This is a genomic window from Streptomyces sp. NPDC001315 (assembly GCF_042896175.1).
Classification (GTDB): Bacteria; Actinomycetota; Actinomycetes; order Streptomycetales; family Streptomycetaceae; genus Streptomyces.
Genome location: NZ_JBIAWZ010000029.1, coordinates 69,399 through 92,985, shown reverse-complemented (window position 1 = coordinate 92,985; position 23,587 = coordinate 69,399). Strand labels below are relative to the sequence as shown.

20 protein-coding genes and 3 pseudogenes are annotated in these 23,587 nt (G+C 69.6%); 12 read left to right on the top strand and 11 right to left on the bottom strand.

Annotated elements, in window-relative coordinates:
- Window positions 1–692, bottom strand: a 692-nt coding sequence (locus ACFY16_RS39530) for an alpha/beta fold hydrolase (RefSeq protein ID WP_390652064.1), incomplete at its 3' end; no start/stop codon positions are given.
- A 267-nt stretch (window positions 693–959) separates the two neighbouring features.
- On the opposite strand from ACFY16_RS39530, the pseudogene ACFY16_RS39525 reads away from it, so the two are divergent.
- Window positions 960–1,106 (top strand): annotated as a pseudogene (locus ACFY16_RS39525) (peptide-methionine (S)-S-oxide reductase); the annotation flags it as partial.
- Between the two features lie 87 nt (window positions 1,107–1,193).
- Here the strand turns inward: ACFY16_RS39525 and ACFY16_RS39520 are convergent.
- From ACFY16_RS39520 to ACFY16_RS39505, 4 genes are all read right to left on the bottom strand, one after another.
- Window positions 1,194–1,952, bottom strand: coding sequence for a creatininase family protein (locus ACFY16_RS39520; protein WP_390652063.1), 759 nt, complete (start codon window positions 1,950–1,952; stop codon window positions 1,194–1,196).
- A gap of 65 nt (window positions 1,953–2,017) precedes the next feature.
- Entirely contained in the window at window positions 2,018–3,088 is a 1,071-nt protein-coding gene (locus ACFY16_RS39515; protein ID WP_390652062.1) for an alpha/beta fold hydrolase, read from the bottom strand.
- Window positions 3,089–3,510: 422 nt separating this feature from the next.
- The gene (locus ACFY16_RS39510; protein ID WP_390652072.1) at window positions 3,511–6,264 is read right to left on the bottom strand and encodes a LuxR C-terminal-related transcriptional regulator; all 2,754 of its coding nucleotides are present in this window, start codon (window positions 6,262–6,264) and stop codon (window positions 3,511–3,513) included.
- Between the two features lie 473 nt (window positions 6,265–6,737).
- On the bottom strand, window positions 6,738–7,331 hold the full coding sequence (locus tag ACFY16_RS39505) for a TetR/AcrR family transcriptional regulator (RefSeq protein WP_390652071.1): 594 nt from the start codon (window positions 7,329–7,331) through the stop codon (window positions 6,738–6,740).
- Between the two features lie 197 nt (window positions 7,332–7,528).
- Between ACFY16_RS39505 and ACFY16_RS39500 the strand changes: the two genes are divergently transcribed.
- The 3 genes from ACFY16_RS39500 to ACFY16_RS39490 all read left to right on the top strand — a co-directional run bounded on the left by ACFY16_RS39500 (window position 7,529) and on the right by ACFY16_RS39490 (window position 11,640).
- Window positions 7,529–8,971: an aldehyde dehydrogenase gene (locus tag ACFY16_RS39500; RefSeq protein WP_390652061.1), complete on the top strand. Its 1,443-nt coding sequence runs from the start codon at window positions 7,529–7,531 to the stop codon at window positions 8,969–8,971.
- Between the two features lie 779 nt (window positions 8,972–9,750).
- Entirely contained in the window at window positions 9,751–10,794 is a 1,044-nt protein-coding gene (locus ACFY16_RS39495; RefSeq protein WP_390652060.1) for an alpha/beta fold hydrolase, read from the top strand.
- A 354-nt stretch (window positions 10,795–11,148) separates the two neighbouring features.
- Window positions 11,149–11,640 (top strand): SRPBCC family protein, encoded by a 492-nt coding sequence (locus ACFY16_RS39490; protein ID WP_390652059.1) that lies wholly within the window; start codon window positions 11,149–11,151, stop codon window positions 11,638–11,640.
- 261 nt (window positions 11,641–11,901) lie between these two features.
- On the opposite strand, the gene ACFY16_RS39485 is transcribed toward ACFY16_RS39490, so the two are convergent.
- Both ACFY16_RS39485 and ACFY16_RS39480 read right to left on the bottom strand, forming a co-directional pair.
- Window positions 11,902–12,651 (bottom strand): L,D-transpeptidase family protein, encoded by a 750-nt coding sequence (locus ACFY16_RS39485; RefSeq protein WP_390652058.1) that lies wholly within the window; start codon window positions 12,649–12,651, stop codon window positions 11,902–11,904.
- A 487-nt stretch (window positions 12,652–13,138) separates the two neighbouring features.
- Window positions 13,139–13,648, bottom strand: a pseudogene (locus ACFY16_RS39480) (winged helix-turn-helix transcriptional regulator); the annotation flags it as partial.
- Between the two features lie 99 nt (window positions 13,649–13,747).
- Between ACFY16_RS39480 and ACFY16_RS39475 the strand changes: the two are divergent.
- The 3 genes from ACFY16_RS39475 to ACFY16_RS39465 all read left to right on the top strand — a co-directional run bounded on the left by ACFY16_RS39475 (window position 13,748) and on the right by ACFY16_RS39465 (window position 15,635).
- Window positions 13,748–14,533: an SDR family oxidoreductase gene (locus tag ACFY16_RS39475; RefSeq protein ID WP_390652057.1), complete on the top strand. Its 786-nt coding sequence runs from the start codon at window positions 13,748–13,750 to the stop codon at window positions 14,531–14,533.
- A 25-nt stretch (window positions 14,534–14,558) separates the two neighbouring features.
- A complete protein-coding gene (locus ACFY16_RS39470) occupies window positions 14,559–14,918 on the top strand; it encodes a nuclear transport factor 2 family protein (protein ID WP_390652056.1) in 360 nt (119 codons plus the stop codon).
- Window positions 14,919–15,443: 525 nt separating this feature from the next.
- Window positions 15,444–15,635 carry a hypothetical protein gene (locus ACFY16_RS39465; RefSeq protein WP_390652055.1) on the top strand — a complete coding sequence of 64 codons (192 nt, stop codon included), beginning with the start codon at window positions 15,444–15,446 and terminating at the stop codon, window positions 15,633–15,635.
- Here ACFY16_RS39465 and chvE read toward each other — a convergent pair.
- The 3 genes from chvE to ACFY16_RS39450 all read right to left on the bottom strand — a co-directional run bounded on the left by chvE (window position 15,611) and on the right by ACFY16_RS39450 (window position 19,448).
- A complete protein-coding gene (chvE, locus tag ACFY16_RS39460; RefSeq protein WP_390652054.1) occupies window positions 15,611–16,696 on the bottom strand; it encodes a multiple monosaccharide ABC transporter substrate-binding protein in 1,086 nt (361 codons plus the stop codon). The two genes, ACFY16_RS39465 and chvE, sit on opposite strands and share 25 nt — an antisense overlap.
- 718 nt (window positions 16,697–17,414) lie before the next feature.
- Window positions 17,415–17,777: a winged helix-turn-helix transcriptional regulator gene (locus ACFY16_RS39455; RefSeq protein WP_390652053.1), complete on the bottom strand. Its 363-nt coding sequence runs from the start codon at window positions 17,775–17,777 to the stop codon at window positions 17,415–17,417.
- Between the two features lie 696 nt (window positions 17,778–18,473).
- Entirely contained in the window at window positions 18,474–19,448 is a 975-nt protein-coding gene (locus tag ACFY16_RS39450) for a Clp protease N-terminal domain-containing protein (RefSeq protein WP_390652052.1), read from the bottom strand.
- A gap of 68 nt (window positions 19,449–19,516) precedes the next feature.
- Between ACFY16_RS39450 and ACFY16_RS39445 the strand changes: the two genes are divergently transcribed.
- Together ACFY16_RS39445 and ACFY16_RS39440 are read left to right on the top strand one after the other, a co-directional pair.
- Complete coding sequence (locus ACFY16_RS39445; protein ID WP_252841671.1) at window positions 19,517–19,876, top strand: hypothetical protein; 360 nt, start codon at window positions 19,517–19,519, stop codon at window positions 19,874–19,876.
- A gap of 288 nt (window positions 19,877–20,164) precedes the next feature.
- A complete protein-coding gene (locus ACFY16_RS39440) occupies window positions 20,165–20,845 on the top strand; it encodes a class I SAM-dependent methyltransferase (protein WP_390652051.1) in 681 nt (226 codons plus the stop codon).
- A 195-nt stretch (window positions 20,846–21,040) separates the two neighbouring features.
- Here ACFY16_RS39440 and ACFY16_RS39435 read toward each other — a convergent pair whose 3' ends face one another.
- Entirely contained in the window at window positions 21,041–21,313 is a 273-nt protein-coding gene (locus ACFY16_RS39435; protein ID WP_390652050.1) for a hypothetical protein, read from the bottom strand.
- A 56-nt stretch (window positions 21,314–21,369) separates the two neighbouring features.
- On the opposite strand from ACFY16_RS39435, the pseudogene ACFY16_RS39430 reads away from it, so the two are divergent.
- The 3 genes and pseudogenes from ACFY16_RS39430 to ACFY16_RS39420 all read left to right on the top strand — a co-directional run.
- Window positions 21,370–21,861 (top strand): annotated as a pseudogene (locus ACFY16_RS39430) (ATP-binding protein); the annotation flags it as partial.
- A 319-nt stretch (window positions 21,862–22,180) separates the two neighbouring features.
- Window positions 22,181–22,543, top strand: coding sequence for a hypothetical protein (locus ACFY16_RS39425; RefSeq protein WP_390652049.1), 363 nt, complete (start codon window positions 22,181–22,183; stop codon window positions 22,541–22,543).
- On the top strand, window positions 22,540–23,199 hold the full coding sequence (locus ACFY16_RS39420; RefSeq protein ID WP_390652048.1) for a nucleotidyl transferase AbiEii/AbiGii toxin family protein: 660 nt from the start codon (window positions 22,540–22,542) through the stop codon (window positions 23,197–23,199). Before ACFY16_RS39425 ends, ACFY16_RS39420 begins: the two co-directional genes overlap by 4 nt.
- Window positions 23,200–23,587: the final 388 nt, after the last annotated feature.

The window sequence follows — 23,587 nt, the reverse complement described above, 5'->3', positions numbered from 1 at the left end:
GTGACGATGTCCCAGCTGGGCTTGGTCTTCCAGGCCGCGGTGGTGGCCTTCTCCTCCAGGGCGGACTGGGCGATGGGGCGCTGCTCGGCGGCCATCAGGGCGGCCTGCCCGGCCGGCACGTCGGCCGCGAACTGGTGGCGGAACTTGTCCTGCTGGATGTACAGGTCGGTGGCGGTGGAGCCGTCGGCCTGCCGGTAGGTGACCGGGTCGAGGGCGTCGGGGAGCGTGGAGCCCGGGTACTTGTTGGTCAGCTCCAGAGCGCTCTCGCCGGGGGCGGGCAGGAAGGCCGCGACGTAGACCAGGGCCTTGACGTCGGGGTCGTTGGTGGCGGCCTGGCTGATGACGTTGCCGCCGTAGGAGTGGCCGACGAGGATCTTCGGGCCCTTGACGTGGTCGAGGACCGTGCGCAGGGCGGCGGCGTCGGAGGCCGGGCCGCGCAGCGGGTTGGCGGCGGCGACGACCGGGTAGCCGTCGGCGCGCAGGTCGGCGATGACGCCGTTCCAGCTGGAGCCGTCGGCGAAGGCGCCGTGCTCCAGGACGATGGTCGGCTTGGTGTGCCGGCCGGCGTCGGCGGACGCGGTTGCGCCGTTGGCGGTGCCGCTGAGGGCGAACGCGCCGAGCGCGAGCCCCGCCGTGGCCGTCGCGACCGCACCTGTCACCAGCCGCTTGCGTCCACCCTTGATGCTCACCACGACAAACCCCTCTCAGGCTTTTTCTCTGTACATGGGGCGGGCCGGCCTCGCCGACTTTCGTCACCGCCCTGATTGGTGATGAATCTGCCATGCCGTCAGTCACCTGTCAAGGCGGTGACGTGAGATGTCGGGGTCTCCGGGCCGGTGGGCGAGCCCAGACCCTGCGCGGACACACACACGCGAACAGAAACGTGAGGTGCCATGAACGATGCCGAGGAGACGGCGCTGCCGGCCGGTGGCTGCTTCTGGGGTGGCAGGAGCCGATCCGGACCAATGGTGACCGAGGCGCTGCCGGCCGGCCCGTTCCGGGAGGCCGAGCCGGAGCACCAGGACTGCCTCCAGCGCTACCCGGACGGCTACACCTGTCACTTCCCGCGCCCGAACCGGCGGCTGCCGAAGCGCGACGGGTCCTGAACACCGGCGCGGCCGGGGAGGGCGATGCCCTTCCCGGCCGCGCGATCCGGGGCCCGGCACACACGTGTCACCGGACCGTCGACGGTCCTACTTCGCCCACGGGTCCCGCACGATGATGTCCGCCAGCGCCGACGCACAGCCGGAGAGCATCCGCTCACCCTTCTCCGCGCTCGCCGCCCGGGCATCGCCCGCGACCCCGCTCTCGGTGATCCGGTCGAAGGGCACGGCCATGTACAACGGGTCGGTGGACTCCGCGGGCAGCGTGATCCGCGGTCCGTGCGCCTCGGCCAGGTGTTCGGTACGGATCAGGTCGGGGTGGGCGGCCATCATCATGGACGTCTCCCCCTCGCACGCGTGCATCAGGCCGTCCTGGGTCTCCAGGGTGTCCCGCACCACTTCCCGCCCGGCGCCAAAGTAGCTGGCGAACGCGATCGGCGTCGACAGCTCCGCGGTCAGCTCGGTCGTGAGGGCGTTGAGGGCGGTCATGTTCCCGCCGTGCCCGTTGACGATCAGGATGCGTGAGAAACCCACTCGGATCACGGAGCGGCAGATATCACGCAGCAGCGCGTGGAGCGTGGGCAGGCTGAGCGTGAGGGTGCCGCCGAAGGCCATGTGATGCTCGGACAGACCCGTGGGGATCGAGGGGGTCACCACCACACCGGTGTGCTCGGCGGCCAGCACCGCCGCCCGGTGGCACACCTCCGCCGCGAGGAAGTCGTCGACGCCGGTCGGCAGATGGGGGCCGTGCTGCTCGGTGGCCCCGATGGGCACCAGCACCACCGCGTCCCGCGCCGCGAGGGCGCGCAGTTCGGCGGCGGTCAGACGGTTCCACTGGACTTCGCTCATCTGTGACTCCTCCTGGGCGGGGCCGACGCGGTGTGTGGCGCCGGGGCAGGTGGCGGATGCGGATCTCAGAGGTGGTCGGCGTCGACCACGGCCTGGGCGAAGACGGTGGGCGCCTCCTGCGGCAGGTTGTGGCCGATGTTCGCGATCGTGCGGTGCAGGTACGGGCCGGTGAAGTGGGTGCGGTAGGTGGAGCCGTCGCCGGCCGGGGTGAAGGGGTCGAGGGCCGCGTCGAGGGTGACCGTGGGCACGTGGATGGAGGGCTGGGCCGCGAGCTGCTTCTCGTAGCGGTCGTAGCGGCGCTCACCCTCGATGAGGCCGATGCGCCAGCGGTAGTTGTAGAGCACGATGGCGGCGTAGTCGGGGTTCTTGAAGGCCTCGGCGGTGCGGTTGAAGACGGCGTCGGAGAAGTTCCAGTTCGGGGAGACGAGCGTCCACACGTAGCGGCACAGCGCGATGCGCTTCTCCTCGTCCTCCATGGCCTGCTTGCCGCGGTCGGTGGCGAAGTACCACTGGTACCACCAGTTGTGCTCGACGGCCGGGAGAGCGGGCGACAGCTGTGCCTTGACATTCGTGATGAGGTAACCGCTGGTGGAGACCAGGGACTCGACCCGCTCGGGCCACAGGGCGGCGATGATGTCGGCGGTGCGCGAGCCCCAGTCGAAGCCGGCCAGCGTCGCCTTCTCGATCTTCAGGGCGTCCATGAAGGCGATGATGTCCAGCGCGATGGCGGACTGCTCGGCAGTGCGCGGGGTGTGGCGGGACAGGAAGCGGGTGCTGCCGTGGCCGCGCAGATAGGGAACGAGGACTCGGTAGCCCTGGTCGGCGAGGAGCGGGGCGACGTCGACGAAGCTGTGGATGTCGTAGGGCCAGCCGTGCAGGAGGAGGACGACCGGGCCGTGGGCGGGGCCGGCCTCGGCGTAACCGATGTCCAGGACGCCCGCCTTGACGTGCTTGAGCGTGCTGAACTCGGTGTGGGTGCCGGGGGTGATGGTGGGCACGGTGGGAGCGGTGGAGCCGCTGCCCGGCTTCTGCGCGGCGGTCGCGGCGGACGCGTCGGTCTGCAGGCCGGACAGCGAGACCGCGGCAGCGCCGGTGCCCAGGCCGACGGCCTTGCTGAAGGTACGCCTGTTGATCATGTCAAACCCTCTCGTGCGTTTCCGGTGACCGGTCCGTGCCCGGGAGACCTCCCGCTCGCATCGGCGCTACGGGACCACCGCGGCTCTTGGCGCGACGACCCTCGCACAACGCCAGTCACCTGTCAAACAGGTGACGCGTGATGGTCTCCGATGCGGACGGGCGGCAGGTCCGAGGCTGTTCCTTTCCGGGAGCGGGACCAGCGGCACACACTCTTCTCTGCAATGAAACCGGATACATCAGTCATATGACGGTACGAGGGGGACAGCGACACCTGAAGTGCGGCGCACCCCATGTGTCGCCCGGCACCGCAGGTGAGGAGGCCGGGGACACCCGGAAGTCGTGGGCGTCCGTGTGCCGTCCGGATCCGGGGCAGGGCGCCCTGAGTCATTCGACTGAAGGAGCAATCCTCCCCGGGCTGCACTCAGCTGCCCTGCTCGTCGACCAGCCTGGCAAGCGCGTCGTGCAGTGCGGCGCGCGAGGTGATGCCGAGCTTGGGGAAGACCCGGTACAGGTGTGAGCTGACCGTACGCGGCGACAGGTGCATTCGCTCGCCGATCTCCTTGTTGGTCAGGCCGATGGCCGCGAGGTCGGCGATCCGGCGTTCCTGCCAGGTCAGCGCCGCGAGATGCACGGACGAGGTACGCGTGGCCAGACCCGACGCCCGCAGCTCGGCCCGGGCCCGTCCGGTCCAGGTCGGCGCGCCCAGCCGCTCGAACGTGTCCGCAGCCCTGGCCAGGAGCTGCCGCGCGACCTTGGGGCCCTGGGTGTGGCGGAGGCGGATGCCGTGGGCGAGGTGGATGCGGGCGAGTTCGAAGGGGAAGCCGGTGCCGGCGGGATGGTTTTCGGCGCGGTCGTACATCTCGTCGGCTTCGGTGGGGTCGGTGGCGGTCATGGCGAGGGCGCCGTAGGTGATCAGGGCGAGGCGGGGGGAGATGTCGGGGAGGTTGGCGTCCCGGGCCGCGAGGGCGTGCCTGCGGGCTTGTTCGGCGCGGCCGGTGTGGAGGGCTGCTTCGACGAGGTCGAGGAGGGTGCGGGAGGCCTGGTGTGCGTAGGGTTCGAAGGAGCCGGGGGGTGTGATGCCGATGGCGTGGAGGTAGGCGGCTTCGTAGTCGCCCTCGGCGAGGGCGGCCGCGGTGCCGATGGCGTCGGCGATCTGGGTGAGGAAGCCGATGCCGCGGGGGCGGGCCCAGGCGTCGACCACGGCCTGCAGCTCCCGGGCCCGGTCCACTTGGCCCCGCAGAGCGGCCAGCAGCGCGAGATACGCACGGCTGTGATGAGCGAGCAACAGGTAGCCGTGGGACGACGTCAGCTCCAGGCAACGCTGTCCGGTCCGCTCGGCCTCGTCCCACTCGCCGACCGCGATCTGGTCGAGCATGATCAGATGCAACATGGTCATGCTGTTGCGTACGAAGCCCGTCTCGGCCTCGCGGTCCACGGTGCGCTGCAGATGCGGCCGGTACTGGCTGAGGGTGTCCACGTGGTACGCGGCCACGCACAGCCGCGTGACATCCCAGGGTTCCACCTCCGCGAGACTGTTGAACTCGACCGCCACCCGCTCCCGCACCCCGGCACCGTGCAGGACCACGTCGCCCCACGCGTCGCGGTAGACCAGCGAGCGCGGCGGGAGCACGTCGCCCAGTGAGCCGAGCAGCGCGCGGGTCTCCTTCCACTGAGCCGCGTCATTGGCGTACTGGTCGATCGCCAGCAGCAGGTTCACGAGCCGCGTGAGCACCTCGGACGCCTGGTTCGGTTCGCGGTCGCGCAGGTTCTCGATCGCCGACGTCACCTGGCGGTGCGAGTGCCGTACGTCCCCGTCCTCCCAGAGCGCCATATAGGCCGAGGTGACCACGGAGGCCGGGGACTCGTCCGCGTCCGCCGCCCGGTCGGAGCGGACGAGCCGCTGCGCCTGGTCGAAGAGTCCCGCGTGGCCGGCGAGGAAGGCCGCGTCGCCGATTCTGCGGGAACGTTCCTCGCGGTGCTCGCTCAGCTCCGCGGCCCGGGTCAGCCAGGCCACGGCCGCCACCGCGCTGCCGCGCCGGGTCGCGGACTCGGCCGCCGCGTCCAGCGCGGCCGCCACCTCCTCGTCCGGGTCGACCGTCGACGCCGCGAGATGCGTGGCACGCCGCTCCAGATCGTCACGGTGCACGTGGGCGAGCGCCGCGTGAGCCGCGCGGCGCTGGTTGGGCGTGGCCGTCTGCACCACGGTGGAACGCACCAGCGGGTGCCGGAAGACGTAGTCGCCGCTGACCGGGTCCGGCCTCAGCAGACCGGCCGTCACCGCCGCGTCGGCATCGCGCATGCGGTAGCGCCTCAGACCGGGTGCGGGCGTGGTACCGGGTGTCGCTCCGACACCGTCGAGGGCGCCGCGCAGCAGCTCCTCACGGACCTCGTCGGGGAGCCCTTTGACACGTGTGCCGTAGACGTGCTGCAGGCGCCGTGGCAGCGGCAGTGAGGCGTCATGCAGTCCGAGGACCCGGGCGGACGCGAGTTCCGCGGGAGCGACATGGATGTGGGCGGGCAGTTCGAGCAGGGCGAGCGGGTTTCCCTGGGCCTGGTCCAGCACCAGACGGCGCACGGACGCCTCCAGATCCGGGTGGTGCAGGGCCAGCAGCTGTCGCGCGTCCCTGTCCGAGAGGGCTCTGACCGGCAGCTCGGGCAGGGCGGCGGTGTCGAAGCCCGACGCGACGTCCGAGCGCAGCCCGACCAGGAGCTTCACCGAAGTGCCGGTCAGGCGGCGCCCCACGAACCCGATCACCGCGACACTCGAGGCGTCCAGCCACTGTCCGTCGTCGAGGACCAGCAGCAGCGGTCTCGCCGAGGAGGCCAGGGACAGCAGGTCCAGGACGGCGACACCGAGTGACATGACCGACGGCGGCTTTCCGACGCTCCGCCCGAAGACGGTGTCGAACACGGTGCGGTGCACCAGATCGAGACCATCGGCGGACGGCAGCAGGGAGTGGAGCAGCTGGTGCAGGCCGGCGAACGGCAGCCCGGACTCCGCTTCGACCCCGGCCGCCCGGATCACCTCGTGGCCCGCCCCCGCCGCCAGCTGGGCGGCGTGGTCGAGCAGGGCGCTCTTGCCCACCCCCGCCTCCCCCTTGAAGACGAGGGCCTGACCTTCGACTGCCGTCACGAACGCGGACAGCTGCCCCCGTTCGCCGTCCCGGCCGATCATCGTCACGAGCGATTCCACGGCGCCCCACTCCCTTCCCCACCGGACCAGCCACGTGCGTACAACTCCGAGCCTATGTGTGCGGAGCAATACTCTCGCGACGTAGAGAGCGGAAATACGTGGCTACGTGTCGACGGGGCGCCGATTGTCACGTGGGTGGTCGGGAGAGATGTTACGTGGGTGACTTAGGAGCGCCGCGGAACGACGGTTGCCGCCGAAGTGTGTCAACCTGGGCGCCACCGTCGACGGCGGGAGTTCGACCTGGATGCCGGGGTCGCCCGCGTTGGCCGTGTGGTCCTCGGGCTCGGCTTGCACCGGACCGGGCGGGAAGCACTCCTGCCCGGACCGGTGTCTTGCTGTCGCAAGTCCGAAAAATCCCTCTATAGGTATGCCAGATAAGACATGTATCGCATACTCTGGATGTATCGATATGACCGTCATGCGTGTCTCGAACTCTCAGCCTTGCCCGGGAGGCGTCACGAGGGGTGTGACCAGTGCGTGGAGCGTGCTTGATCCCCAGGGGTGAACCGGTCACGCCCGTCCGGCGGCCGCCCGTCCGCCGTCGGGTCCTGGGACCGGGGGCGCGGAATGCCGATGCCGTGCAGAAATGTGTTGACCACGACGTCGGCCGCCTGTCCGGGACTCAGGTGTGCCTGCCGGCGCGAGGCGAGGTTCACCAGCTCCGGCAGGAGCGGTCCCGCCCATCCCTCCGGCTGGTCCCGGCGCAGCAGTCCCTCGTCGGTGGCCCGCGCGAGGAAGGCCTCGACCTCGGCGATACAGGTGTCCCGGCGCCGCCGGATGGCGTCGTCGGCGAGCATGCGGGCCAGGTCGACCGGCCAGGTGCGGTTGACGGTGATGATGTTCTCGACGTAGCGGTGCAGGGCCACGGCGACGGGTGCCTCGCGCAGCCGTGCGTCCTCGATGGCCTGCTCGATGGCCGTGACCCGGGACTGGTAGATGGCGGCGAGGAGTTCCTCGCGGCAGGCGAAGCGCCGGTAGACGGTGCGCCGGTCCACACCCGCCTCGGCGGCGATGCTCGCGATGCTCACACCCGGGTCGGCGGCGAGCATACGTGCTCCGGTGGTCAGAACTGCTTCCAGGTTGCGTGCTGCGTCGGCTCTCATCCCGTAAGAGTATCGCCGATGAGAAGAATCTGAGCTATGCCGCTACCTTCATGTGCAACTAAGGAGAAGAAGTGCTACATTGAAGTGGCAGTTGGATGACACGCCCGAAGAACTGAACCGAAGCACCGGAAGAGAGAAAGCACATGATCACCTACGACCGGCTTTTCATCGGAGGTTCCTGGGTCGAGCCGAGCAACCCCGAGCTGCTCGACATCGCCTCGCCGCACGACCAGTCGGTGGTCGGCCGCGTCGCCCAGGCGCAGCCGGCGGACATAGACCGCGCGGTCGCCGCGGCACGGGCGTCCTTCGACGCGGGCGAGTGGCGCCTGACCCCGCCCGCGGAGCGGATCGCGGTTCTGCGGCGTTTCAACGCGCTGCGTGAGGAGAACGCCGAGAAGATCGCGCACCTGATCTCGCTGGAGAACGGCTCGGCCGGATGGTTCACCCGCGCCGGACAGCCCGGCCTGACCCGGCAGGCGAACGCCTACCTGAAGGCCGCGGAGGAGTTCGCCTGGGAGGAGACCCTGGTCCCCTCCGACCCCAACTCCCCGACGCGCAGTGTGGTGCGCCGCGAGGCGGTCGGCGTCGTGGCCGCCGTGATCCCGTGGAACTCGCCGTTCTCCTCGGCCACCTCGAAGATCATCCCCGCGCTGGTCGCCGGCAACTCCGTGGTCCTCAAGGTGTCCCCGGAGAACTCGCTGAGCATGGGCTTCCTGGCCGAGCTGCTGGAGCAGGTGGGCCTGCCCGAGGGCGTGATCAGCGTCCTGCCCGCCGACAGGGAGACCAGCGAGCACCTGGTCTCGCACAAGGACGTCGACAAGATCGCCTTCACCGGGTCGACGCGCGCAGGCCGCCGTATCGCCTCGATCGCGGGCGAGCAGCTCAAGCGGGTCAGCCTGGAGCTGGGCGGCAAGTCCGCCGCCATCATCCTGCCGGACGCCGACATCGAGAAGGCGGTCGCGGGCCTGAAGTTCGGCTCCCTGCTCAACAACGGCGAGTCCTGCATCGCGCAGACCCGCATCCTGGCTCCGCGGGAGAAGTACGAGGAGGTCGTGACGGCGCTGAAGGAGCTGGTGGAGTCGCTGAAGGTGGGCGACCCCAACGACCCGGACACCTTCATCGGCCCGATGATCCGCCCCGACCAGCAGGAGCGGGTGCGCAACTACATCCAGCTCGGCATCGAGGAGGGCGCCCGCCTGGTCACCGGCGGCCCGCAGATCCCCGAGGGCCTGGAGAAGGGCAACTACGTGAGGCCCACCGTCTTCGCCGACGTCGACAACTCGATGCGGATCGCGCAGGAGGAGATCTTCGGCCCGGTTCTGGTGGTCATCGCCTACGACGACGAGGACGACGCCGTCCGCATCGCCAACGACTCCGAGTACGGCCTCTCCGGTGGCGTCTGGTCCTCCGACGAGGAGCACGCTCTGGCGGTCGCCCGCCGGGTCCGCACCGGCACCGTCACGGTCAACGGCGCTCCCGTCGCCTTCGACGGCCCGTTCGGCGGCGTCAAGGCCAGCGGCATCGGCCGCGAGTACGGTGCGGTCGGCCTCGGCACCTACACCGAGTACAAGACCATCACCCTCTGACCCTTCGTACGACACAGAACACAAGATGATTCGCCGACGGCGGCAGGTGGTCCGGCCACCTGCCGCCGTCGCGGCGTTTTCGGCCGGCCGCCGACGCTTCCGTCGCTTCCCACTTGCTTCCCCGGCACCAGGGGCCGCCGTCCGTGTGCGGCCACGACGAAGCCGCGACCGGAAGCGTCCCATCGCGGCTTTCCCGACGGCCGCGTCCGGCCCGGAACCGGGCGTCGACCCGCTACGGCCCGTCCTCGCCCGTCTCGATGCGCTTGAGGTCGAGACCGGGCTGGTGGCTCATGCCTATGGCGACACACGGCATCGCGACCGGCCGGTCTGAGCGCGTGGCCGCGCGGTCACCGCCGGGCCGTCGGCGCAGGGGCTGAAGGGACCACAGGGACTCAGTTCCTGGACGTCGACCTCGGTGATGGTCTTCAGCCCCCGGGATGGTCACCCGGCCCGGGGACTTCCGGTCGGGGAAGGTGTCGCCCCCGTTGAGTCGGCCGTGAGCGCACCCCAGCCGGGTCTGTGTCTGTGCATCGGTTCCTGCGCGTTGGGTGAAGGCCACCTGCCGGCGGGTGTTCTGCCCCTCGCATGGCGATGACGTGACGATGACGTGCACGGGCCGGGGCCGAGTTCACGTGTGCAGACACCGAAGACACGTGCGCCGATGGCTCCTTGACACAGACATCCGACATGAGGATCCTCGTAACCTGTCAGGGCGGTGACGCATGCTACGTGCGTGCACATGTGTCTCGTACGTTCCGGATCGAACACCAGGAAGCGACATGATCAGCAGACGGCGACTGACCCAGGCCATGACGGCGACGGCGGCGATGGCGGGAGCGTCCGGTCTCGCCGGCGCGGGCCAGGCCTCGGCACTCACCGGCACGGCGGCGGCCGGGGCTCCGGCCGGGCGGACCGCACACGGTCTCGGGCCGGTACGGCACATCCGGACCGGCCTCCTCGACATCGCGTACCACGACGTGGGCCCGGCGCACGGCAGGCCGGTGCTGCTCCTGCACGGCTGGCCCTTCAGCCCGGTCGGCTCTTACGCCGAGGTGGCGCCCGCGCTCGCCCGGCGCGGCTACCGCTGCTACATCCCCTACCTGCGCGGCCACGGTGAGACCCGCTTCCGCCACGCGGACACCTTCCGCTCCGGCGAACAGGCGGCCCTCGGCCAGGACCTGATCGACTTCATGGACGCCCTGCGCATCCCGTGGGCCATGTTCGCCGGCTACGACTGGGGCGGTCGGGCCGGCGACGTCGCCGCGGCGCTGTGGCCGGAGCGCTGCACCGGCCTGGTCTCCGTCAACGGCTACCTCATCCAGAACCTGGCCCTCGCCCAGGAGCCGCTGGCACCCGCGCGGGAGGAGGGCTACTGGTACTTCTTCTACTTCACCACCGAGCGCGGCCGGAAGGGACTCCAGCGCAACCGGGAGGATCTGGCACGCGTCGTCTGGCACCGCAACTCGCCCGAATGGCAGTTCACCGAGGCCGAGTTCGCGCAGGCGGCCGAGCTGTGGGGCAACCCGGACTACGTCGACGTGGTGATCCACAGCTACCGGCACCGCCTGGCCGCCGCCCCCGGCGACCCCCGCTACGCCGGGCTCGAGCGTAGGCTGCTGGACCAGCCGAAGATCACCGTCCCCACAGTCACCCTGGACGGACAGGCCGACGGCGTCATCCCGCCGACCGACGGAAGCGGCTACGCGGCACACTTCGCGGGCCCCTGGACCCACCACGTCGTCCCGGGCGCCGGACACAACCTCCCCCAGGAACAGCCCGAGGCCTTCACCGCGGCGATCCTCGAAGCCGACGCCATGGCCTGACCACCCCAGGCCCCACACCCGGGCCGCCGCGGTGAGCCACCCCACCGCGGCGGCCCACCGGCCTCCCCGTCCCAGGGCGCACTGGCCTCCCCGTCCCAGGGCGCACTGGCCTAACAGCACGCCGGCGAGATCACCCCGCCCGGCACCCTCGCTCCGTACCAGCGCAGGCCGTGGTCGGCGCCTGGGGCCTGGTGGACGCCGACTGATGACGTGCGCCGCCTGCCACAGTCATATGACGTATGTGGAATCACAGGTTCTGTTGCAGGCTGAACGAGAGATGTCCTTGGGCCGTCGTGCCACCGACACTGTCGGCGGTCGTCCCCCAGTCGAGCAGAGGCGCGAAAGAGAATTCGGATGCACGACCCCGCAGACAGCCACCCAGCCATCCACTGGCCGTCCGGTTTCTCCCCCGCCGATGCCCACAGCTTCCACCGTGGCCAGGCCGTCGTGCCCGGCCCGCCGGAGCGGGCCTTCCGGCTGCTGACCGACGTGGCGAACTGGCCGAGCTGGATTCCGCACTGCGAGGAGGTCAGCACCACCACCCCCACGCAGTCGTTCGAGGTCCGCTGGCACGGCTACCGGTTCGAGGTGTTCGTGGGGGAGCAGGTGTCACCCCGGCGGGTCGGCTGGCTCGGGATCGGCGCAGGTGTGCAGCTTTACCAGACATGGCTGCTCACCGAGGTCCAGGACGGCACACACGCGGTGGTCGAGAGCGCCGTCCGCGCCGCCGCCCCCAGGTCCCTCGACCTCCTGTCCCAGGCCTGGGCCCAACGGCTGGACGACCTGTGGCACGCCCAGCTCGCGAAGCTCTCGGAGACCGCGCCGGGCCCCGGCCGGTCGTCATGACCGGTCCGGCCACTGCCGGAAGCGGCCTTCCGGACCACTCGTTACCACCGGCACGACCGCCTCGGCGCCGCCCGGCAGCCGGTCCAGGCGGAGCACGGCGCACACCTCCTGCCCGTCCGCGCGTGCGAGCGCTCAAGGGCGAAGCCCCGGCCCGGTTCCGCCCACACCAACAGCCGGGGCTTCCGGTCCACGGAGCATACGTTGACGCCGATCTCGGCGAGGGTCGCCCGATGTGCACGCACTCGGCGGATCCTGAGCGGGTCAGCGGGCGAGGGACGCGGAGTCCCCCATCGCGACGACGGGATGGCGGGCGGGATCCAGCGTCCGGAGAAGCTCCTTCATATGTGTCTCGGCGATGCTCACACACCCGTGGGTGGGGCCGCCGTGGTCGACATGGAACCATATGCCGCCGCCGCGCGCCTGCCCGAGAGGTCGGGTCCAGTCGAGAGGTGTGGTGCCCGGTTGGCGGTTGTAGTTGATGGCGACCACATAGTCGAAGGATCCGGCCAGGGACTCGCCCTCGAATCCCGTCCCGGGCGAGGTGAAGCCGTAGCCGTGGTCGTAGGGCAGCTTGGTGCCGGGGTTGCGCAGCAGCCCTCCCGCGTCGGTGAGGCCGAAGACGCCGATGGGTGAGCGCAGATCGCCGCCCATGTGGTGGTCGGACCAGCCCTTGAGCGCGTTGTGGGCCGGCCAGGTCGCGCCGGCCTGCCAGCCGGTCTCGTTCCGCTCGTACAGCACGACCGTGGACAGCGGGGAGTTCTTGCCGCGGCCGGTCACGACGACCAGCTGGCGGGCGTCGGACGGGATCCGGGCCAGCGTCTTCGGGCCGAGGCCGCGCGGCTGCAGCGGGGCGGCCTCGACGGACGTCTTCGACGAGGGCGTCGGGGTTGTGGTGCTCGTGTGGGACGGGGCTGCGGACGGGTGGCCCGGCGACGCCACGGCCCCGCCGCCGCATCCCGTCAGGAACAGGGAGGCGGCGAGCAGGGCGGCACGAGGTCGATGTTTGAGCATGAGCCGATCTTGGGCGACACATGTGAGGAACTCGTCAGGTTCCAGCTTGGTCTTTCACATCCGGCGCCGAACGTGGTCACTCTGCCCGGGGCAACCGCGTAGAGCAGTGCATGTGTCCGTCAACGCCGACACCCTCCATGCGGCGCCGCCGTTCGGGCCCTGGTGTGCGACATCCCGCGAGTTCACCTGAGCCCCGCTGAGTCCCTGCGCCCGTGACCAGGGAGGTTGTTCCTCCCTCGGGTGCTCTGCGGACTTGTGACGTAACTTCGGGATTCTTGAAGCGTTCTCACCTCGTCCGACCGATCCACAGTCGGGCCGAAGGTGAGGGGTGTTGCCCTCGCCTCACTTGATCCAGTTCTCAACGACTAAGGAGGGTTGGCAGGTATCACGCCGGCGACAAGCCGGTGCCGCGAGGCTGGTCAGGTGCGCCCGTGCTCGCGGCCCTGCTCAAGGCTGTACGAGAATCTTCCGGGTCTGCTTTCGCCTCTTCCGCGGGAATGGCCGGCCGTGCCGCGTAGCGGCTGCGCATCGCGTCGCTGGCTGCGGGGCCCGCGGTGAAGACGTAGGCGGCGCTGTCGTCGAGTCGGCGGCCGGTTTTGGCGTCGACGACCACGGGCTCGACTTCCTCGCCGCTGTCCGCGTCGACGAGGATCATGCTGCGCTCCGTCGGCGTGAGGCGGGAATTGCCCCACGCGGCCAGGGCGACGATCACCGGGCGCAGGGAGCGCCCGAGTTCGGTCAGGACGTACTCGTGCCTGACGGGGCTGGTCTGGTAGGGCCGACGCTCCAGCAGACCGTCCGCGACCAGGGTCTTCAGTCGGGTGGTGAGCATGCTGGAGGAGATGCCCAGGCTCTCCTGGAACTGGTCGAAGCGGGTGTAGCCGTCGAAGGCGTCGTGGAGGATCAGCAATGTCCACCACTCGCCGACGTGTTCCACCGTCGTGGACAGCGGGCACTCCCGGTCCTCCAGCCTGATCCGGCTTGCCACAGCGACCATCCTCTCAGTTACTGCTAAAGTCGAAGTTAGTAGCTTCTATTTTAGCAGTAAAGACGGGAGTGGCGCCTCGTATACCCGCGCCCGGGAACGGAGCACAACGTGACCACATCCATCAGCGAATCCCTCGAAGGCCGACGCGCTCTGGTCACCGGCGGCACCAAGGGCACCGGAGCCGCCATCGCCCGACGCCTGGCCCAGGCCGGTGCGACCGTGCTGGTCACCGCCCGCAGCCGCCCCGACGACGTCGAGGAGAAGACCTTCATCGCCGCCGACCTGTCCACCGCCGGAGGCGCCGCCCACGTCGCCTCCGAGGTGGACGCCCGCGTGGGAGGCGTCGACATCCTGGTCAACACCCTCGGCGGCTCCGAGGCACCGGCAGGAGGATTCGCCGCGCTCGGCGAGGACGACTGGGCAAAGGAGCTGAACACGAACCTGCTGGCCGCCGTCCGCCTGGACCGCGCACTCCTACCGCACATGCTCGCCAAAGGCAGGGGCGCGATCGTGCACGTCACCTCGATCCAGCGCCGCATGCCGCTGTGGAACGGCACCCTGGCCTACGCCGCCGCCAAAGCCGCCCTGACGACCTACAGCAAAGGACTGGCCAACGAGGTCGCCCCCCACGGCGTCCGCGTCAACACCGTCTCACCCGGCTTCGTCCAGACCTCGGCCGCCGACAACCTCGTCGCCCGGATCGCCCACGACGCCGGTATCACCCAGGAAGCGGCGCTGGGCCGGCTCATGGACTCCCTGGGAGGCATCCCGCTCGGCCGTCCCAACCAGCCCGAGGAAGTTGCCGAGCTCGTCGCCTTCCTCGTCTCCGACCGCGCCTCGGCCATCGTCGGCGCCGAACACGTCATCGACGGCGGCACCACCCCCACCGTCTGAACCCGCCACCACCATCAGGAGCGTCATGCACGACAACCAGCCCCGGACCATCACCCCGGACTCCCTGCCCGAGGTGATCACCCGCTACCTCACAGCGCACCGCGCCCACGACACCGCCACCGCGGTCACGACGTTCACCGACGACGCCACAGTGATCGACGACGGCAACGCCTACCAGGGCAGCGCCGCGATTGAGCAGTGGCTGGACCGATCCGCCACCGAATTCACCTACACCATCCACCTCACGAACGCTCAGGAGATCGACACGGCCCACTACATCGCCACACACCACCTCGAAGGCAACTTCCCCGGCGGCACCATCGATCTCCGCTACCGGTTCACGCTGCGCGACGACCTCATCGAACGCCTCGTCATCGAACCCTGAGCCCGCCCCCCCACAGCACCTGTTACCGCCCAGGAGAGAGAGCCCACCCACCCCAGACCGCCCCGTCCCAGCCCTCGTACCCATCCAGCCACCCGACCAAGAGCCAGCCCTCAAGTTCGGCATCCACCCGCAGATCAGCACGTGCACGCCTGAGGAATCAGGGCGAGCAACTCCGGGGCCATCCTCAGCACAGGGTGAGGAGATTCAAAGGTTCTCCCTCACCCCGCGAGTTGACCCCGAGCCGACGGGGCCATCTCCTTGAATCCGGACACCGCACCCTCGGGTTCGCGCTGAAGAACCTTCAGTTTCCACGAACTCGCGGGCGTCACCGGCCTCGGGGAACATCGGTACAGCTGTTGGCGCTGCGATCGATGCCTGAAGCGCCGCCGGCACTCCCACCTGACGACGTAGCCGCGGATCGACGGCGCGCTCTGTCAACTGCGGCCGAACAACCGACGAGCATCCACCCGTTGAGGAAGAGCCGGGACCACCTGGGGCCGATCAGTTCCACACAGGAGGGGAGAGATGGTCACCGTCGAGGACGTATGGCGCCTGGCGATCGCGTTGGCGCCCACCGAGGAACCGCTGATCCGGGACCGGGTGGAATTCCGCATCGGCCGGATCGTCTGTCTCGCGCTGTCCCGCGACGAGACCACCCTGGAGCGTGCGGCCCTGGTGGCCTCGGAACCGGGTCAATTGAGGTCAGCGGCCGTGTAGTAGCCGCCCACGACCAGAATTTTCTCGTAGTTGCTCTTGTCGACGGTCTCCGGCTGCAACAGGTACGCGGGCACGACCTTCACGCCGTTGTTGTAGGAGTATCTGTCGTTGACCCTCGGCCTCCTGTCGTTGAGTATGTCGTCGGCCATGGTCGCGGCCACGTCGGCGAGCTCGCGAAGGTCCTTGTAGACGGTCTGCGATTGCTGGCCCTTGATGATCGACTTCACCGAGGTCAGTTCGGCGTCCTGCCCGGTGACGATCGGCAGGGGCTTGCCGTCGGAGCCGTATCCGTCTGACTTCAGCGCGGACAGAACGCCGATGGAGATGCCGTCGTACGGCGACAGGACCGCGTCGACCCTCTGGCTGCTGTACGACTCGCCGAGGATGCTGGTCATGCGTTTTTGCGCCGTGGGTCCGTCCCAGCGCAGCGTGGTGATCTGGTCGAGCCGGGTCTGGCCGGACTGGACGACCAGTTGCTTGCTGTCCAGGTACGGCTGCAGGAGGTGCATCGAACCCTCGTAGAAGTACCTGGTGTTGTTGTCGTCGCTCGAGCCGGCGAACAGTTCGATGGTGAAGGGGCCTTTGCCGTCCTCCAGGCCGAGCTTGTCGATGATGTAGCGGGCCTGGAGCCGGCCGACCTGCTCGTTGTCGAAGGAGACGTAGTAGTCGACGTTCTTGGTACCGAGGATGAGCCGGTCGTAGGAGATCACCGGGATGTCCGCGTCGGCAGCTTGCTGGAGTACGTCGGTCAGCGACTTGTTGTCGATGGCCGCGATGATCAGCGCGTCGACGTCCTGCTTGATCAGGCTCGCGATCTGTGAGGCCTGCTTCTCGGGGTTGTCCCCGCCGTAGACAAGCCTGGTCTTGTAGCCCTTGGCCTGCAGATCGTCGATGATGCTCTTGCCGTCGGTGAGCCAGCGCTCCGAAGTCCGGGTCGGCATGGCGATGCCGACAGTGCCCGCCTTGGAGGAGGAACTCTCGCCCCCACCGCTCAGGGCGCAGGCGGACAAGGCGAGGACGAGTGAGGTGGCCCCGGCGAGGACGGCTCTTCGGTTGCGCATGGTGATCGTTCCTTGTTCTTCTCGTCGTTGAGAGGAAGGCGTATCTATTGGAAGGTGGTGAATGAGCGGACCGGACCTCGGGCAGAACGGTGCGCCGGTGAGGAGCCGCTCGGCGGCTTCTTGGCTTCCACATGTAGCCCCCGAGGCCATCCGGGGTCCTGGTGTGCATGCTCTACGGGAAGCGAACCTCCGTCGACATGCAATGAGGTGATGGCCCCTCAGGCTGTCCGCGAGGGTTCCCAAGTCTGGGCTCAGGCGGCTCGACCACGCATGTGCTGATTCCGGTAACGCGCAGGACACTTGCCTCTCGGCCGTTCGAAATCTCGTTACTTGGTCGGCATGTTGGCGCGACACTAGGAGGGGGCCTGCCGGGTGTCAACGGGTCGTACGAGAACGGTTTCGACGCTCTGGAGCTGACGGACGAGATCACTGTTCTGGGGGACTTCGACCAGGACCTCGCATGGGTGTCTACCGCCTCGCCCACGCCAAGACCCAGTCCGGACAAGCCCAGTCCGGACAAGCCCATGCCGGTTGACCGGGCGCCACACGGGAGGGGCCACCCGATGATCAACCCCCGGCCAAGAGCCGGAATGGCCGGTCAAGGTGACCGAAGGTCATCGCCGCAGGCGACGCCGAAGCCGCCCTTGACGGGACGTTCCGCCTCTGGGCCGGCCTCGACCCGGAACCCGGCGTCCAACTCCTCCGGCTCCCACACCTGTCAGCAGCTGCCGAGCCGATCATCCTCCGGAAGATATGTGTCCGCCCACGCCCCGAGCTGCTTGAGGGCCGGTCCCAGTGCCGCTCCCGCGTCCGTCAGCCGGTACGAGACCCGCAGCGGTGGCCCCTCGTCCACCTCGCGCACGACCAGCCTGGCACCGCCGAGTTCGGTGAGTCGGTCGGAGAGCATCCGTTCGCTGATCCCGGGCACCGCCCGGCGCAGGTCGCCGAAGAACGCCGGCCCGCCGGTCAGGACGGCCACGATCGGACCGGTCCAGCGCTTGCCGAGCAGCTGGAAAACACGTGTGATGCCGGAGTCGACCTGCTTGCACGCCGCCGCATCATGGCTCTGATCGACCGTCATGGCCCCAGGGTACTGCCGCGCAGTAGAGGGCTGGGAAAGCCTTGGACGGGGGACACACCTGAGAGGGCGAGGCCGCCTTCTCAGGTTCCGCCCATGTGCGCGGCGGTCGAGGCGAGGCCGACTCGCGTCGAGTGCGCCGCTCGAGGGCCCGGGCCGTCGGAATGAGCCGGGCCGCCTCGCATACGACTGCCGCCGGGGCGCCCCGTGGCCACGGCTCGGCTCGGCTCGGCTCGGCTCCGAGCCAGACCCGCCGATCCACGCCAGAGGCCGGCGCTTTCGGCGCCTCCTCGGGAGGAGAGGGGTGTGTCCTTCCCGCACTTGTGCCGGAAGGACCACGCACCAGATGCCGTGCCGCCCGGACGCGGAGCGAAAGCGGGCGACCGGCGGGCCCAACACCGTCCGGGGCACGCGGCCGAGCAACAGCGGTCCTGGATACAGGACTTACTCCCGCTCAGGCCCCAGGAACGGTGAACCGAGAGCCATAGCCCTCCGGCCAGCTGGACGACCGCCGCTCCGGTCCCGCCGCCGAGCCGGACACCTCGCCGGTGCCCTCCCCGGTCGTGGCCATGTCCACGACCGGGGCGTACGGCCGCAGCCGGACCGATTCCGGTTCGCCGGCCGCGCGGTCTTGACCGGCTGCTCGCCCCCGGTCCTCGCCTGTCGCACCGACAGTTCCCGGCCCGCCGATCAGCCGGTTTACCGGCGGAGCCGGGGCGCGAGCACCGCGCGCACGGTCTTGGCCACGTTGTTCGCGGCGGATCCGTCCTCGTCTTCGGGTTCCGGTTCCAGCATGCGCTGGATCTGCAGCAGCAGCTGGTTGGTCGACCGCCAGAGCGGGACGAACATGCCGGCGACCGGTCCGACGCCCTGGATCGGGCCGCCGGACAGCTCGGTGACCTTCTTGGCGACCGTGACCGTTGTCGGGTCCCGCAGGATCAGGTGCACCTCATCGTCGACCAGCCGGATTTCCATCTTGCGCGCGGCGGCCTCCTCCGGGTTCGCGTCCGTGGTCGTCTCCGGATCCAGTTCGTCGATCTTGGCGGCGACGGCGTCCGGGTCGACCCCGAGTTCGCGCAGCACCCGGGCCGCCATGCTGTTCTCCGCCCGCAGCATCGCCTCAAGCAGGTGATGGCTGCCGACCGGTGCGCCACCGGCCAGAGCGCTGGCGGTGGACACGGTGTCCTCGGTGGCAGGTGTGCCGGCCGGCCATGGGCCGGCCGCAACGTCCTGCGATCCCTCCAGTGCGGCCAGCACCGCGGCACGGATCTTGCTGATCGGATTGATCCGCTCGGCAAGAACCTTCGCGCCGACGTCCTGACCGTCCCCGGTGACCAGGGCGAGCAGGATGTGTTCGGTACCGATGGAGGTGTGGTGCAGCTGCTGCGCCTCGCGCAGGGCGAGGTCCAGCGTCTTCTTCGCGCTCGGCGCGAACGGGATATGGCCGCTCAGCTCCTGCGTGCCGGGCTTGGCCACCGCGGCGATGTCGTCCTGCGCCGTCTCCTTGTCGTACCCGAGCTGGCGCAGGACTTTCGCTGCCGTGCTGTCCGGCGCGTCGAGCAGCCCCAACAGGATGTGCTCCGTGCCGATGTAGTTGTGCTTGAGCAGCCTCGCCTCCTCCTGAGCCGTGACGACCACCTTGCGGGCTTCCACCGTGAACCGTTCAAATGGCATGGTTCCATGCTCTCAACCCTGTCAATACACTGTTATTGACAGGGTCACCATGCTGAAGGGAGGGTGCGATGGAGACACCGTCGGACTGGGAGGACCGGCTCGCGCGCTGGCAGAACGAGCTGGAGCTGTTCGAGCAGCTGGACGAGACACCCTGGGTCACGCTGGCCAAGGCGGAAGCCGAGACCGGCGTTTCCCGCTCGGCCCTGCGGTCCTGGTACCGCAACGGCGAGATCCAGTCCCGGTTGGTGGACGGCCCGAACGGGCCGCAGCGCCTGGTCCAGCTGGACGCGGTGATCGAGCGCGCCGCCGCGTCACCGCGGATTCAGCGCAGGGCGGAACGAGAAGTCAGCCTGGAAGCCCAGGTCACCCTGCTACGGCACCGGGTTGACCAACTTGAGCTGCGGCTGGCCGCGCTGGAGCGGAAGTGACCGGCGCGAGCAGCCTCGTGCCATCGGCCCGGAACGGTGCCACCGTCGCCGGATCCGCCTGCCCGTCCACGATCAGAGTGCATGCCGGTCCAGCGGCGCCCCGTAGGGGAATGGGCCGGCAGCGAGCATGGATTGCCATCGGAGATTGACCGAAGACGGTTTGACCGCGCAGGTCGGAGGCTGCGGCCAGTCTGCTGGACGACGTCCGGTGCGACGCCCTTGGACGCCGTTTTGCCGGACCGGCAACAGGAGTGGAAGACCGGGACCGCGGTGGGCGACGGTGGGCCCGTGACCGACAACATCGCAGCAGGATCGCCCGCGTCCGACATCCCCTCGCATGCCGACGGATACGTCGGAGACCCCGCGGTGCGGGAGGAGTGGGACAACCGGTACGCCGACCGACCACAGTTGTGGAGCGGCCGGCCCAACGGTGCGCTCGTGGCCGAGGTCGCCGGGCTCGCACCCGGGCGAGTGCTCGACGTCGGCTGCGGTGAGGGCGCGGACGCCGTCTGGCTCGCGCGCGGCGGCTGGGACGTGACCGCGCTCGAGGTCTCGGGCGTGGCGCTGGAGCGGGCGGCCGGGCACGCGCGGGACGCCGGCCTCGCCGTTCACTGGGTACACGCCGCACTCACCGAGGCGGCGCTCCCGCCCGCCTCCTTCGACCTGGTTTCCGTGCAGTACCCGGCCTTGCTGCGCACTCCCGACGCCGCGGCCGAGCGAGCGCTGCTCGCGGCCGTCGCGCCCGGCGGCGTGCTGCTGGTCGTACACCACGCGGGGATGGACACCCGGCAGGCGCACGACAGCGGGTTCGACCCGGCTGACTACGTCTGGCCCTCGATGGTCGCCGATCTGCTCGACGACGACTGGGAGGTGGAGGTGGACGAGCAACGGCCACGCGTGGCACCCGACGGTGGTGCCGGCGCGCACCATCACGACGACCTGGTGCTGCGCGTGCGCCGACTGCGCTGAGCCCCCCGGCCCGCAACAGGCCCGGCGGCTGGACAGCCGCGATGACCGCTCCACTGACAACGGGCTGCGGCTCTCCTCCGCGCCGAGGTCGTCCCGCAGCCACCGGCGGTGTGCCCGCGGGCCGCCTTTGGCCCGGCGGGCTGCGTGCGGCCCGCCGGGCAGAGTGGCGAAGGGTGCGGGACGCTGCCCGACGTCTCACGGGACGCTGATGGCACCGGTGATGACAGCGAACACGATGTAGGCGGCGGAGACCGGGACGCCCCAGCGCAGGGCGTGCTTCTGGAAGTCGCCCAGCTCGGCCTTGACCAGTCCGAGGAGGACCCACAGCGGGGCGCTGGTGGGGCCCATCATGTGGAGGATCTGGCCGATGGCGCCGGCGCGGGCGATCTCGTTGGCGTCGATGCCGTAGTGGGCGGCGGATTCGGCGAGGACGGGGATGACGCCGAACCAGTAGCCGTCGTTGGACATGAAGAAGCCGAGCGGGAGGGCGAGGACGGCGGTGAACAGGGGGATGAGGTTGCTCCGCGCTGCGGACCCTGGAATGGGTCGGCCGACGCGAAAACCTCTGCGTCGTCGGCCCCTCCGGGACCGGGAAGTCGCACTTCTGCGAGGCGCTCGGCCAGTTGGCGGTCGATGCGGGGATGACCGTCGCCTGGTTCACCATCGAGGACCTCGGAGCCCTGATGCGCCGTCACCGCGTCGACGACTCCGTCTCGAAGGCGATCACCCGGATCACGCGAACCGATTTGATCATCGTTGACGACATCGGGCTCCTTCCCGTCTCGCCCGACGCCGCAGAGGGCTTCTATCGCCTGGTCGATGCGGCCTACGAACGGCGGAGTCTCGCCGTCAGCAGCAACCTTCATCCGTCTGGATTCGACGAGATCATGCCCAAGACCCTCGCCACCGCGACCGTCGACCGGCTCCTGCATCACGCCCACGTCGTCGTCACGCAGGGCGACAGCCACCGCCTCGCCGAGGCGACCACCGGACGAGGCGTCGTCCCGCTCGGCTGACCCACAAGCGGGGAGATCAACTGTCCACCGGGGACTTTCAACGTCCACCAGTGGGGAGATCAACTGTCCGCGAGTGCGGAACTCCTGCTGTCCCTTGACACGGCCCGGCCGACAACCCGCCCGACAACTGTCCGCCCATCCCGCGCCTGACGGCGTTTCGGCAGGTCACCACCGCTGAATTGTCGTGGTCGGCAGCTCGACATCGGTGAGGGGTCCGCCGGTGAGATGCCGGGGAGGTGGACGGCGCCTGATCCACCCATCCGGAAGGAGAGCCGGGTATCTGCCACGGTGCCGCCTCGTTACCAGCGATACTGGATGCATGGATGTGAGGACCACCGCCCAGCGCGCTGAGGTGCTGCGGGACCGTTACCGCAGTCGGTTGCCCGAGCGCCTTGAGGAGCTGGCCGGCCCCGTCGAGGGCACCGTCGACCTGCCGCTCCACGTCGTCTGGTCCGGGCGGACGAGCTACAGTCTGGACCGCCCGAAGTCCCGCATGACGCTCTACAGGACCGTCCTGGCTGAGGGCCAGCGCGAGGACCTGGCGGCCTGCCTGCACCACCGGCTGCTGGCCGAGCAGTGGCCCGTTCTGCGTCGCTTGGTCAGCCCCTATGTCCGCGAGGTCTGGGAGGAGGCCTTCCCCGAGCTGCCCCGTACCGCTCCGGCCGACACGGCGGCCGCGTGAAGCTCACCCCGCTCCACGAGCGTCTCCTTGCTGACATCCTCGACCTCGGCTCCCCCTATCCTCTGGTCCTCACCGGCGGATACGCCGTGCAGGCCCATGGCCTGGTCGAACGCTTCAGCCGTGACCTCGACGTCGCCACCGAGAATCCCGCGCCGATGGACGAGATCGTCGCTGCCCTCACAGCCGGCCTCACCGCGCGCGGCTGGCGGACCACACATGTGCAGACCGACCCACTCAGCGGCCGCTTCCTTGTCACCGACCCGGCCACCGGCGAGGAGTGCGAGGTCGACGTCCTCAAGGAGGCATTCTGGGCCCCGCCCGCCCAGACCCCCTACGGCCCCGTCCTCTCCCTCGACGACGTGATCGGCACCAAGGTCCGCGCCCTCGCCGACCGCGGGACCGTCCGAGACCTCATCGACGTTCGGGCCGCCTCCCGCCACCGCTCCACCGCCGACCTCGAATCCCTCGGCCGCCGCCGCGCCCCCGACGAGTTCAGCCTGGAAAACCTCCGTGACCGGCTCACCGGCGCGGACTGGTACGAGGACGAGGACTACGCCGCGTACGGGCTCACCTTCCGGCAGATCGAAGAGCTCAGGACGTGGGCGCTGGCGTGGGCGCAGGACCTGGGGGCGCGGACCCACGACGAGAACGCCTGACAGAAGGCCGTACCCCTGGTGTTCTGGGGTGCTGAAGGCGACGCGGCTCCTCCGACACCGACGCTGCAGGCAACAGCCGTCGACCGCGACGGCCGGTGGTGCACGTTCACTCGTGCGCGGACACCTGGGCCAGGAGGGCGGTGAGGACCTTCTCCCAGGTGCCGTCGGCGGCCCACTTCCGCAGCCGGTCGTGGGCGGCTTCCACGATCCGACGTGCTCAGGTACCTCCATCCACGCTGTCCCCGTCCGGTACTTGAACGCGATCGCGTCGTCATCTGCCGGTGATCCCGCCTCAGCCCACCCCGAGAGGCAGCCGAAACCAACGATCGGATGATCCGAAGGAATCGGCCTGGACAGTGTCCTCAGTCGGGACTTCGGAGCGGTCCTT